Raw genomic sequence first — 12,403 nt, 5'->3', positions numbered from 1 at the left:
GCGATATGAAGGGCATTCTTTCGTAGTGCATTTGCTGCTTCTGCATCAATGCTTTGCCGAAGGCTTCCTGGAACCAAAAAAAGGCCCCGCCGAAGCGGGGCCTGGTCCAGACACGAAGTCCGGAAAACGACGGGATCAGAAGTTGTACTTGACCTGGGCCGAGATCTGGCGGCCGTAGACGCTGTAGAAGCCGTCATTGAACGGGGTCGATTCGTTGCCCGGGTAGTTGTAGCGCTGGCCTTCCGGCAGCTTGTTGAACACGTTGTTGACCATCAGCGACAGGACCAGATCTTCCTGTGCCTGGTAGTTCATGCTCAGGTTGTACGTGGTGTACGAACCCCACTTGCCGGCCTTGGCGCCGGAGGAGTGAACGTAGCCGTAGCTGCGGCCGGTGTAGGCCAGGTAGTTGGGGGTGCTGCCGACGTAATTGGCGTACACGGTGGTGGTGAACTTGGCGATGTTCCAGGCCACCGACAGATCGCCGCGGACCTTGGCGAAGTTGTCGTAGTACCACATGTTGTACGGATCGCTCAGCAGATCCAGCTTGGCGGCACCCGGCATCGGCTGCACTTCACGCTTCAGCATGTTGGTGTAGTTGCCGGAGAACATCAGCGAGCCGAAGCGGCCGATATCCTGCTGGTACTTGGCCGCCACGGTCACCGCTTCCAGGTTCTGGCTGGCAACGTTGAGCTTCGGCGTGTACACGCGCTCCAGATTGCCGCCCTTGTCACGGGATACCCAGGTGGTCACGTCACCGCAGCTGGCCGAGGTGTTGTTCGGTAGGCCGTTGTGGCACTGGTACTCGGCCAGCAGCAGCTGGTCGCTGCTGAGGGTCTTGACCTCGTTCTTGATCTTCCAGTTGTAGTAGTCGGCCGACAGCGAGAAGTTGCTGACCGGGGCCCACACCACGCCTGCGCTCCAGACGTCGGCGGTGATCGGCTTCAGGTCCGGGTTGCCGGACTTTTCGCTGTACACCGAAGTGTTCTTGTAGAACGAGCAGGCCTCGTCACGCAGGCCGTAACCCATCTGGCTGCAGCGGTAGTAGTCGTTCTGGCCGGACGAGTACGAACCGCTCATGCCCTGGAAGGCATCGGACAGGGTCGGTGCGCGGAAAGCGGTACCGTACTTGCCGCGCAGCAGCAGGCTCTCGATCGGACGGAATTCCAGGCCGATGCTGTAGGTGGCCTTGTCGACGGTCTTGTCGGCGATCTTGAAGGCGTCATAGCGGCCCGACGCGCTGACGGTCAGCTTGTCGTGCAGCGGCATGCGCAGCTCGCTGGTGACCGCATAGTTGCTGCGGTGGCCGGCACCGGCGACAGCGGTGGTGCCCCACACATTGCCATCAACGAACGCCTGGTCCGGCGAGTAGTCCCAACCTTCGCTGCCACCTTCCAGCACGACGGCCAGGCCGGCGTCACCGCCCGGCAGACTGAACAGCGAGCCGTTGGTCACCTGCACGCGGCCCAGGTTCTGCCAGGTCTTGCTGCGATGGGTACCGTAGCCGGTGAAGCTGGCGAACTGGTCCGGAGTGATCGGCGAGTAGAAGGCCGCGTAGTCCGGGTTGTAGATGTCGAAGCCATCAGCGGTGGTGCCCAGCTTGGGGCCCAGCACGTTGTCGCCGAAGAAGCCATCGATCTTGTCCTTCCAGCGCACGAAGCGGTTCTGGTCCAGGCGGTACTCACCACGGGTGAAGCTGGCGCTGTAGTCCCAGTCGCCGACCATGCCCTTGCCGCCCAGGGTGACCTGGTAGGCACGGCTTTCGTCGGAGTTCATGATGTTGTTGTAGTGGCCCGGGCCGATTTCTTCCGGCGCGAAGGCGCGCTGCAGGTTCACGACCTTGCCCAGGCCCTGGTCGTAGAAGCTGCCCAGGCTCGACTTGGTGCCCCACCACAGGGCGCTGGAGCCGGAGGTGAACTCGGTCTTTTCCTTGCTGTACAGCACATCGGCGAACAGCTGGAAGTTGTCGTTCACGTCGAAGGTCATCGACGAGTAGAACTGGCCGCTGTTCTTGCCGTTCTTCAGGGTCTTGTAGCCGGCGCTGTACACCGAACCGCAGGACTCGCCCGACGGGCGCTGGCCGACCACGGTGGTGCCGTCATACAGCCCAGCGACGTTCGCGCAACGGCTCGGGTCCATCATCAGCAGCTTGTTGTCAGCGTTGGTGATGACGGCGAAGTCGTTCGACGGAACCTGGGCGGTGTAGCCGACCGGGTTGTTCTGGCGGGTGATGTCGCGCTGGTAGCCCCAGATCGGGCTGCCGTTCTCGATCTGCACGTTGAACAGTGCATGGAAGCGGTCGTCGAAGGCGTTGATGCCCTTGGCGGCGCTGAAGCGGATGTTGCTGCCACCGCCTTCGGTGTAGGTGCCGCCACGGAGGGTCATGGTGCCGCCGTCCATGCGCTCCTTCAGGATGATGTTGACCACACCTGCGATTGCGTCCGAGCCGTACAGCGAGGACTGGCCGCCCGGCAGCACTTCGATGCGCTCGACGATGTCGATCGGAATGCCGCTGATGTTGTTGAAGGTTTCGCTGCCGTTGTACAGCGCCGGATACGAGAGCATCGGGCGGCCGTTGATCAGGTACTTGGTGTAGCCCGGGTTCAGGCCGAACATGCCGGCAGCTTCGGCGCCCTGGGTGAACGAACCCGAGGTCTGGCCACCCTGCAGGCCGCCGGTGGTCAGCGACGACTGCTGCAGCACTTCAGCAACACTGCTGAAGCCGCGGGTCTGGATGTCTTGGGCGGTGATGGACATCACCGGGGTCTGGGTTTCAACCTGGGTCTGCGGGATCAGCGAACCGGTGACGGTGATCTTGTCCAGGTTGGTCGCCTTGTCCTGGGCCATTGCCGGGGCGGCGGCCATCAGAGCGGAAATCAGGGCGACGGCGAGCGTGTTGCGACGTGCGGTGTTGCTTACGTAGTTCATGTAGTTCCATTGGAGAGCAAAAACAAAAACGGCACTGCGCATGCGCCATCGCGCGGGCTGGAAATGCCAGCTCCGCAGCCCAAAACAGTGCGGGTCGAACGTAACATGAACTTAACAATCTGTGCACGAATCTGTAGCAATCCTGAATTTCAGTCAGGTTACGTCCAGCTTGTATGATGCTCGGTTATTCCCCCTGACCCCGCCGGTGCTCGTTGTGAACAGTTCTCCCCGCCGTCCCCATGCAAGCCAGGTCCAGAAGGGACTTACGCCGCATGCCCGCATCCGCAACGTGATCGCGGTTGGTTCGGGCAAGGGCGGCGTCGGCAAGTCGACCACTGCGGTCAATCTGGCCGTGGCCCTGCAACAGCTCGGCGCACGCGTGGGCGTGCTTGATGCGGACATCTACGGGCCGAGCGTGCCGGCCATGCTGGGCCTGTCCGGTCGCCCGGAAAGCCCCGACAACAAGAGCATCGAGCCGCTGCGTGCGTTCGGCGTGGACACCATGTCGATCGGCTACCTGATCGAAGAAGACACGCCGATGATCTGGCGCGGGCCGATGGCCACCTCGGCGATGACCCAGCTGTTCAATGACACCCTGTGGGATGACCTGGACTACCTGCTGATCGACCTGCCACCGGGCACCGGTGACATCCAGCTGACCCTGACCCAGAAGATCCCGCTGGCCGGCGCGGTGATCGTCACCACCCCGCAGGACATCGCCACGCTGGATGCGAAGAAGGCGCTGAAGATGTTCGAGAAGGTCGAGGTGCCGGTGCTCGGCATCGTCGAGAACATGGCGGTGCATACCTGCAGCAGCTGCGGGCATGTCGAGCACCTGTTCGGCGAGGGCGGCGGCGAGCGCATGGCCGCGCAGTACGGCGTGCCGTTGCTGGGTTCGTTGCCGCTGCAGATCGGCATCCGCGAGCAGGGCGATTCCGGTACCCCGATCACCGTGGCCCAGCCGGATTCGGTCCCGGCCCAGGCCTACCGCCATGCCGCCCAGCGCCTGATCGAGGCGGTTGGCAAGCGTCCGCGTGCCTCGATCCCGATCCTGTCGTCGCTGCTGTAAGTGCCAGGGCAGGGGCCGCCGGCGACGCCCGGCCCCCTGCTAGAATCCTCGCGCCCCCTCGTACCCCAGGACAAAGCATGAGCATCAAGAGTGACCGTTGGATCCGCCGCATGTCCGAGCAGCACGGCATGATCGAGCCGTTCGAGGCCGGGCAGGTCAAGCAGGCCAACGGCGAGCGCATCGTCAGCTATGGCACCTCCAGCTACGGCTACGACGTGCGCTGCTCGCGCGAGTTCAAGGTGTTCACCAACATCAACTCGACCATCGTCGATCCCAAGCACTTCGATCCGGGCAGCTTCGTGGATATCGTCGGCGATGAATGCATCATCCCGCCCAACAGCTTCGCGTTGGCGCGCACCGTGGAGTACTTCCGCATCCCGCGCGACACCCTGGTGGTGTGCCTGGGCAAGAGCACCTACGCGCGCTGCGGCATCATCGTCAACGTGACCCCGCTGGAGCCGGAGTGGGAAGGCCACGTCACCCTGGAATTCAGCAACACCACGCCGCTGCCAGCGCGCATCTACGCCAATGAAGGCGTGGCGCAGATGCTGTTCTTCCAGGCGGCCGCCGATGACATCTGCGAGACGTCGTACCGCGATCGTGGTGGCAAGTACCAAGGCCAGACCGGCGTGACCCTGCCGCGGACCTGAGCGGCGCGCCATCGCATGACGAAAACGCCGGGCATGCCCGGCGTTTTCATGGGTGCGGCCACACGCTGCGCTCGCCGGGCATGGCCCGGCGCCAGCTTATTTCCCGCGACCGAACAGCATCGCGATGCCCACGCCCACCAGTGCCACCGGCCACCAGGTCAACAGCAGCTTGGACAGGTTCAGGTGCGTCCAGCCGAGGTTGCTGGCGAGCATGAACAGGCCGATCAGGATCAGCAGGACGGCGGCAACGAGGTTGAATCGCATCGGGTCGGCAAACGCTCAGGACTGGGCTGGATATCCTAGCCGTTCCTTCCAGTAGGCGACATGCTGGTCCAGCGCACCCGGCTCGTAGCGGTGCGCGGGGCCACTGCCCCAGACCGGGCCCGGCCACGCGGGGTCGCCGTCATGGCGGCCGATCACATGGAAGTGCAGCTGGCGCACGATGTTGCCCAGCGCCCCGATGTTGATCTTTTCCACCCCGTCGGAGCCCTTCAGGGCCTTGCAGGCGCGGTTGAGCTCGGTGCGCAGCTTGTCCTGCTGCTCGCCGTCCAGCTCGATCCACTCGGTCACCCCGGCCAGGCGCGGTACCAGCACCAGCCAGGGGAATCGTTCGTCGTTCATCAGCCGCACTTGCGACAACGGTCCTTCCGCCACCAGCACGCTATCGGTGGCCAGGCGTGAATCGAGTTCGAATTCGCTCATCCAAGATGCTCCGAGAAGAAGTCCAGGGTGCGTTGCAGCGCCAGGGTGGCGCTGTCTGGATCATACGCATGTCCGACCTCCCGGTTGAAGGCGTGGTCGGCCGGATAGACGAAGGTGGCCATCTGCGGCAGCTTCTCGCGATGGGCCTGCACGGCCTCCGGCGGAATGCTCTTGTCCTGGGCACCGAAGTGGAAGATCACCGGGGCCTTGGGTGTCTCATCCAGGAACTGGACGTTGCGCGCACCGTAGTAGCTGACCGATGGCAGGCCCAGGCGCAGGGCCGACAGCATCGCCACCGTGCCGCCCCAGCAGTAGCCCACCGTGCCGACCTTGCCGTAGGGGGCCAGCCGGGTCGCTGCGGCACGGACCACCTCCAGCGCCTTCTCCATGCCCAGTGCGGTCACCCGTTCCAGGCCCTGCTTCACGCCGTCGGCGTCATAGGGCAGGGCGTCCGGATCGGCTTCTGTGCCGTCAATCAGGTCGAAAAAGGACGGCGCCAGCACCGCATAGCCTTCGGCCGCGAAGCGCTCGGCCACGCCGCGGATGTGCGGGTTGGCGCCGAAGATTTCCTGCACCACCACCAGCCCGCCACGCGGGGTGCCCTCCGGCAGGGCGTGCCAGGCCCGTACCGGGCCGTGATGCGTATCCAGGGTGATCCACTCGGCCATCGTTTCCATCTGGTTGCGGGGAACAGAACCGCATTGTCGGCGCTGCGTGGGTTAGCGCGGTGTCAGCGGCTGTGCGTGATCGGGCGGCTGGCCATTCAGAGCGCGGCCGCCAACCCCGGTATACTGGCGCCCTTTCAGGCCCCGGCCCCCAGGAACCCCTGCCACGACGGCAGGGGCCCAGGCCCCCAGAGTCCCGCGATTCCATGTCCCAGCTGAACCCCAAAGTCGGCTTCGTCAGCCTTGGCTGCCCGAAGGCCCTTGTCGATTCCGAACGCATCCTTACCCAGCTCCGCTCGGAAGGCTACGACATCGTGCCGTCCTACGATTCGGCCGACGTGGTGGTGGTCAACACCTGCGGCTTCATCGATTCGGCGGTGACCGAGTCGCTGGACGCGATCGGCGAGGCGATGAACCAGAACGGCAAGGTCATCGTCACCGGCTGCCTGGGCAAGCGACCGGAGCAGATCCGCGAGGCGTACCCCAACGTGCTGGCGGTGTCCGGCCCGCAGGACTACCAGAGCGTGATGGAAGCGGTGCACGAAGCGCTGCCGCCCAAGCACGATCCGTTCGTGGACCTGGTGCCCGACTACGGCATCAAGCTGACCCCGCGTCACTATGCCTACCTGAAGATTTCCGAGGGCTGCAACCACAAGTGCAGCTTCTGCATCATTCCGTCGATGCGCGGCAAGCTGGTCTCGCGCCCGGTGGATGAAGTGCTGCGTGAAGCAGAGCGCCTGGTGCGTGGTGGCGTGCGCGAGCTGCTGGTGGTTTCGCAGGACACCTCGGCCTATGGCGTGGACGTGAAGTACGCCGAGAAGATGTGGCGTGACAAGGCCTACCAGACCCGCCTGAAGGCGCTGTGCGAAGGCCTGTCCGAGCTGGATGCGTGGGTGCGCATGCACTACGTCTACCCGTACCCGCATGTGGACGAGGTGGTGCCGCTGATGGCCGAAAACCGCATCCTGCCGTACCTGGACATCCCGTTCCAGCATGCCAGCCCGCGCATCCTGCGCCTGATGAAGCGCCCCGGCGCGGTCGAGAAGACCCTGGAGCGCGTGCAGAACTGGCGCCGCATCGCGCCGGACATCACCGTGCGTTCCACCTTCATCGTCGGCTTCCCCGGCGAGACCGAGGCCGAGTTCGAAGAGCTGCTGTCGTTCCTCGACGAAGCGCAGCTGGACCGCGTCGGCGCGTTCGCCTATTCGCCGGTCGAGGGTGCCACCGCCAACGACCTGCCGGATGCGGTTCCGGAGGAAGTGAAGCAGGAGCGCCTGGCCCGTTTCATGGAAAAGCAGGCGCAGATTTCCGCTGCGCGCCTGGAGGCCAAGATCGGCACCGTGCAGCAGTGCCTGGTCGACGCCATCGAAGGCGATATCGCGGTGGCCCGTTCCAAGGCCGATGCCCCGGAGATCGATGGCCTGGTGCACATCCAGAATGCCGACCAGGTGCCGTTGCGCGTGGGTGAGTTCGTCGACGTGGACATCACCGAGAGCGACGAGCACGACCTGTACGGTGACGCGCTGCCGGCCGCCACCCGCCCGGCATTCGATCTCAAGATGCTGTGACCGCGGCGACGACCGCCGCCGGTGACGGGGGCGGCGTCCGCCGTTTCGTGCCGCCGCCGCGTGCGGCGGTCGATCCACAGGTGTTCGGGCACCCGGTGTTTGCCGGATTGCGCGACGTTCGTGATCTGTTGGAAGGCCCGGAGTGGCCGTCCATTGCAGCGCTCAAGGCACGCCTCGCGCTACCGGGCAAGCAGCTGGTCGAGCAGGATGCCAAGCTGCTGGCCGACGGCCTGCACTACGAAGCCCGCATCGCACAGGGCCGCATCGCCACCCGCGCCGACAACTGGCATGACCTGTTCAACGCACTGGTGTGGGCCCACTACCCGCAGCTCAAGCAGGCGCTCAATGCGCAGCAGTGCCGGCATATCGAGGCGATGCCGCCGGGTCAGCGCAACCGCGCGCAGGCGGCACTGACCCAGTTCGACGAAACCGGCGTGATCGTGCGTGTGCGCGATCACACGCTGCTGGCTGCCTGGGATGTGCACGACTGGTGTGCGCTGTTCGAATCGAGACACTGGCTGGGCGGCGACATCGCCATCGCTGCGGTATTCGGGCACGCGCTGATGGAGCAGGCGCTGCTGCCGAGCCGCCGGCTGGTGGGCAAGTGCGTGGTGGTGCACGGCAAAGCTGATGTCACCTGCGTTGACGCAGTGACCGCGGCCATCGCCGAAGGCAGGGCAGTGACCGATCCCCTGCAGTTGCGTCCGCTGCCGTTGGCTGGAGTTCCGGGCTGGCACGAGAGACAGGACGCCGACTTCTATGCAGATGCCGAGTACTTCCGCCCGTTGCGTGCCGGCCGCCAGTATCCGCCGCCGTTGCACGGGGCTATGTAGAGTCGACTGTCAGTCGACTGCTCTTCGTTCCGAGGCCGTGAACGCCTGACAGATGGCTTCGGCGAGTCATCAACCGCGATTGAGGATCGCGGTGCGTTTGCCGTCCGGCTGCGGAGGTTTGTGCCGCGCTTCGCGCGGTAGTCGACTGACAGTCGACTCTACAACGGCTCGTATTCCACCCCGATTACCGCAAAGGTGAACTGGCCGCCGGGCAGCTCCACCGAGAATTCATCATCCAGCCGCTTCTTCAGCAGTGCACGTGCCAGCGGCGAATCGATGCTGATCCAACCCAGGCCTGCGTCGGTCTCATCCGGGCCGACAATGCGATAGCGGCTGGTGTCGCCACTGTCCACGTTCTCCAGTTCCACCCACGCACCAAAGAACACCGCCTGAGGATCGGTCGGCGTGGTGTCGACCACGCGCAGCGATTCCAGCCGCTTGGTCAGGTAGCGCACGCGGCGGTCGATTTCACCCAGCTGCTTCTTGCGGTAGGTGTACTCGGCGTTCTCGGAGCGGTCGCCTTCCGCGGCAGCGGCGGCCAGCGCCTTCACCACCTCCGGGCGGCGCACACGCCACAGCTCATCCAGTTCGGCCTTCAACCGGGCGTGGCCGGAGGCGGTGATCAGGGCGGTACTCTTTTCTGCAGGGGGGCGCCAACGCGACATGTGGTGCAACTTCTTTTCAGGGGAACGATGGGGCCGGGTCCTTTCCACAGGAAAGGCCTCCGACCCCGGGAGGGCAGGTCAGCGTTTGCCGCCGAAGATGCCGCCCAGCAGGCCGCGCACGATCTGGTTGCCCAGCTTGGTGCCAACGGTACGCGTGGTCTGCTTGGCCATGGTCTCGATCATGCCCTGGCGGCGCTTGGTGCCGAAGATCGCATCCTTGATCGCCTGGCCGAAACCGCCTTCCTGCGCCTCGTCCTGCTCGCGGCTGCGGGCCGCCGGCGCCTGCGCCTGCTCGACCGTCTTCTGCGCGCGCTGGGCCAGCAGCTCGGCGGCCGATTCGCGGTTGATCGCGGTGTCGTAGCGGGTGCCGACCGGGCTGCCGGCACGCACCTGGGCACGTTCGGCCTCGGTGATCGGCCCCATCCGGCAGCGCGGCGGTGCGATCATCGTCTGCTGCACCGGCATCGGCACGCCCTTGTCCTGCAGCGTGGAGACCAGTGCTTCGCCGGTACCGAGCTGACTGAGCACCTTTGCCACGTCCAGCTTCGGATTCGGTACGAAGGTCTCGGCAGCGGTCTTCACCGCCTTCTGGTCGCGCGGGGTGAACGCACGCAGTGCGTGCTGCACGCGGTTGCCGAGCTGGCCGAGGATGTTGCCCGGTACGTCGTCGGGGAACTGCGAGCAGAAATACACGCCCACGCCCTTGGAGCGGATCAGGCGCACCACCTGCTCGATGCGCTGCACCAGCGAGGCCGGTGCGTCGTCGAACAGCAGGTGGGCCTCGTCGAAGATGAAGACCAGCTTCGGCTTGTCCAGGTCGCCCACCTCCGGCAGCTGCTCGAACAGCTCCGACAGCAGCCACAGCAGGAAGGTGGAATACAGCTTGGGCTTGAGCACCAGCTGGTCGGCGGCGAGGATGCCGATCACGCCGCGGCCGTCGTGATTGACCCGCATGATGTCGGCCAGTTCCAAGGCCGGTTCGCCGAAGAAGTTCTCGCCGCCATCCTGTGCCAGGCGCAACACCGAGCGCTGGATGGCAGCGATCGACTGCGCGCTGACCAGGCCGTACTCGGTGGAGATGTCCTTGCGTTCTTCGGCAACCAGGCCGAGCAGGGCGCGCAGGTCATCCATGTCCAGCAGCAGCAGGCCGCGATCGTCGGCCAGCTTGAATACGATATCGAGCACCCCGGCCTGGGTGTCGTTCAACTCGAGGATGCGTGCCAGCAGGGTCGGGCCCATTTCGCTGACCGTAGTGCGCACCGGGTGGCCGAGCTTGCCGTACAGGTCCCAGAAAATGGTCGGGCTGGAGGCCGGTGCGTAGTCGGCCACGCCGATCTCGGCGGCGCGCTTGAGCAGGTTCTCGGCACCGGTGCCGGGCACGGCCAGGCCGGACACATCGCCCTTCACATCGGCCAGGAACACCGGCACGCCCAGCCGCGAGAAGCCCTCGGCCAGGGTCATCAAGGTCACGGTCTTGCCGGTACCGGTGGCGCCGGCCACCAGGCCGTGGCGGTTGCCGAGTTTCGGCAGCAGGGTGACGGCAACATCGTCGGTGATGCCTTTGCCGAGCAGAATCGGATCCATGGTCCAGCCCTTGTGGTGAATAGCCCAATGTTAACCGCCGGCGGTGACGGGCCGAAGGTCGGCTTGCCCGGACCTTGGCGGCGCCGCTACTCTGCCTGCCTGTTTCGCACACAGTGCCATCAATGCCCGTTCCTGTCCTGATTTCCCGCGGTTGGCCGCTGCTGGCCCTGGCCGGCCTGGTTTCCCTGGCGCCCGACGCCCATGCGCAGCGGGTTTCGGCCCGGGACAAGGTGAAGGTGGATGCGCTGCAGCAGCGCATGACCGCCGCCGAGAAGCGCTACAGCGATGCGCTGCTGCTGGTCGCCAATGCCGACCCCAAGGGCAGCAACGAGGCGGACGCCGCGCTGGAGGACATGGAAGATGTCCTCAACGACTGCGTGAAGCAGAAGGGCTGCCAGATGGGCACCCTGCTGGCCAGCTACAAGCGCCTGCTCAAGCATGATGCTGATGCCGCTGCCAGCGATGACGTGGCCGATGAGGGGGGTGACCGCCTGGAAGCCGACCCAGACCATATCGGCCCGCTTACCGCCGACGTGCCGGAGGCCGCGCGCGCTGCAGCGCTGCTCAACGACAAGCGACATGCCTTCGACACCATGGTCGAGTACAACCCCGCCGTGCAGGCCGGCATCCGCCGCTGGTTGACCGACATGCGCCCGGCGCTGCTGACCAGCTACGAGAACTACCAGAACCTGCGCGCGGTGATGTGGCCGGAGTGGGAAAAGCGTGGTCTGCCGGAGGCGCTGCTGTTCGGCATCATGGCCAAGGAGTCCAACGGCCGTGTGCATGCCTCCTCGCGTGCCGGCGCCGCCGGGCTGATGCAGTTCATGCCGGCCACCGGCCGCCGCTTCGGCCTGGGCCCGGACGGCACCGGCTTCGACACGCGCTTTGACGCACGCAGTGCCGCCGAGGCCAGCGCCAGTTATCTCAACGAGCGCCTGCGCGAACTGAACAACAACGTGGAAATGTCGGTGGCCGCCTACAACGGTGGCGAAGGCCGCGCCGCGCGCGTGTTCAAGCAGAGCGGTGGCCAGAGTTTCTGGACCGACAGCGTCTACAACCAGTTCCCCGGTGAAACCAAGGACTACGTGCCGATGGTGATCGCCGCGGCCTGGATCTTCCTGCACCCGCAGCAGTACGGTGTGGAGCTGCCGAAGATCAGTGCGCAGCCGGCCACGCTGCGCCTGGCCAAGTCCACCACCATCTACGAACTGACCATCTGCCTAGGCAGCCACGGCACCCGTGATGGCTACATGCGCGCGCTGCGCAATCTCAACCCGCGCTATGAGGCCGATGGCTGGATTCCGGCCGGCACGCTGATCAACGCCACCACCCGCATCGCCGGCCTGTACCAGCGCAACTGCGTCAGTGGCCCGCGTGCCGACCTGGCCCGCACGCTGATCACCGCCGATCTGAACGCAGCAATCAAGCGCCCGGCCGCGACCAGCTACACCGGAAGCGTGGCCGTGGGCGGCGTGGTGCCGGTGGCCGATGCGGCCGCGTCCACCAGCGTGCCGACCACGCCGGTCGCTCCGGTGGCCACGCCGCGCCCGGCGGCGCGCCCGAAGCCGGTGCGCAGCCACAAGGTGGGCCGGGGTGAAACCCTGGGCGCCATCGCGGCCAAGTTCCAGTGCGACGTGCCCACCCTGGCCCGCGCCAATGGCCTGAAGGCCCCGGCCTACAGCCTGCGCCACGGCCAGACGCTGAAGCTGCAGGGCTGCGACAAGTAATCCCCCCGACCCTGG

General features: G+C 65.5%; 11 protein-coding genes. 5 read left to right on the top strand and 6 right to left on the bottom strand.

Translation table 11 applies throughout. From position 1 onward, the window contains the following. Window positions 1-135: 135 nt before the first annotated feature. Window positions 136-2,925 carry a TonB-dependent receptor plug domain-containing protein gene (locus tag ACZLHH_RS16785; RefSeq protein ID WP_107431281.1) on the bottom strand — a complete coding sequence of 930 codons (2,790 nt, stop codon included), beginning with the start codon at window positions 2,923-2,925 and terminating at the stop codon, window positions 136-138. A 214-nt stretch (window positions 2,926-3,139) separates the two neighbouring features. Between ACZLHH_RS16785 and apbC the strand changes: the two genes are divergently transcribed. Both apbC and dcd read left to right on the top strand, forming a co-directional pair. Then, window positions 3,140-3,994: an iron-sulfur cluster carrier protein ApbC gene (gene apbC / locus ACZLHH_RS16780; RefSeq protein ID WP_180845112.1), complete on the top strand. Its 855-nt coding sequence runs from the start codon at window positions 3,140-3,142 to the stop codon at window positions 3,992-3,994. A gap of 77 nt (window positions 3,995-4,071) precedes the next feature. After that, window positions 4,072-4,644 carry a dCTP deaminase gene (dcd, locus tag ACZLHH_RS16775; RefSeq protein ID WP_010483020.1) on the top strand — a complete coding sequence of 191 codons (573 nt, stop codon included), beginning with the start codon at window positions 4,072-4,074 and terminating at the stop codon, window positions 4,642-4,644. Window positions 4,645-4,740: 96 nt separating this feature from the next. Here dcd and ACZLHH_RS16770 read toward each other — a convergent pair whose 3' ends face one another. The 3 genes from ACZLHH_RS16770 to ACZLHH_RS16760 are packed head-to-tail and all read right to left on the bottom strand — an operon-like array spanning window position 4,741 to window position 6,014. Continuing rightward, entirely contained in the window at window positions 4,741-4,908 is a 168-nt protein-coding gene (locus tag ACZLHH_RS16770) for a LiaI-LiaF-like domain-containing protein (RefSeq protein ID WP_005418011.1), read from the bottom strand. A gap of 15 nt (window positions 4,909-4,923) precedes the next feature. Next, a complete protein-coding gene (locus tag ACZLHH_RS16765; protein ID WP_049423811.1) occupies window positions 4,924-5,346 on the bottom strand; it encodes an HIT domain-containing protein in 423 nt (140 codons plus the stop codon). Then, window positions 5,343-6,014 carry a dienelactone hydrolase family protein gene (locus tag ACZLHH_RS16760; RefSeq protein ID WP_154264097.1) on the bottom strand — a complete coding sequence of 224 codons (672 nt, stop codon included), beginning with the start codon at window positions 6,012-6,014 and terminating at the stop codon, window positions 5,343-5,345. The genes ACZLHH_RS16765 and ACZLHH_RS16760 overlap by 4 nt, the downstream gene beginning before the upstream one ends. A 203-nt stretch (window positions 6,015-6,217) precedes the next feature. Here ACZLHH_RS16760 and rimO point away from each other — a divergent pair, with 203 nt between their 5' ends. Together rimO and ACZLHH_RS16750 are read left to right on the top strand one after the other, a co-directional pair. After that, window positions 6,218-7,579 carry a 30S ribosomal protein S12 methylthiotransferase RimO gene (rimO, locus tag ACZLHH_RS16755; RefSeq protein WP_049398716.1) on the top strand — a complete coding sequence of 454 codons (1,362 nt, stop codon included), beginning with the start codon at window positions 6,218-6,220 and terminating at the stop codon, window positions 7,577-7,579. Then, the gene (locus ACZLHH_RS16750) at window positions 7,576-8,412 is read left to right on the top strand and encodes a DUF3025 domain-containing protein (protein WP_180845113.1); all 837 of its coding nucleotides are present in this window, start codon (window positions 7,576-7,578) and stop codon (window positions 8,410-8,412) included. Before rimO ends, ACZLHH_RS16750 begins: the two co-directional genes overlap by 4 nt. A 158-nt stretch (window positions 8,413-8,570) precedes the next feature. Here the strand turns inward: ACZLHH_RS16750 and greB are convergent, their stop codons facing one another. Further along, on the bottom strand, window positions 8,571-9,077 hold the full coding sequence (greB, locus tag ACZLHH_RS16745; protein WP_032128239.1) for a transcription elongation factor GreB: 507 nt from the start codon (window positions 9,075-9,077) through the stop codon (window positions 8,571-8,573). 78 nt (window positions 9,078-9,155) lie between these two features. Beyond that, the gene (locus ACZLHH_RS16740; protein WP_180845114.1) at window positions 9,156-10,661 is read right to left on the bottom strand and encodes a helicase HerA-like domain-containing protein; all 1,506 of its coding nucleotides are present in this window, start codon (window positions 10,659-10,661) and stop codon (window positions 9,156-9,158) included. Between the two features lie 122 nt (window positions 10,662-10,783). Here ACZLHH_RS16740 and ACZLHH_RS16735 point away from each other — a divergent pair, with 122 nt between their 5' ends. Beyond that, window positions 10,784-12,388 (top strand): transglycosylase SLT domain-containing protein, encoded by a 1,605-nt coding sequence (locus ACZLHH_RS16735; RefSeq protein WP_180845115.1) that lies wholly within the window; start codon window positions 10,784-10,786, stop codon window positions 12,386-12,388. Window positions 12,389-12,403: the final 15 nt, after the last annotated feature.

This window comes from Stenotrophomonas sp. 28608_Sma (genome assembly GCF_056486185.1).
The sequence above is the reverse complement of the archived record's forward strand: the minus strand, read 5'-3'. Positions and strand labels throughout refer to the sequence as shown.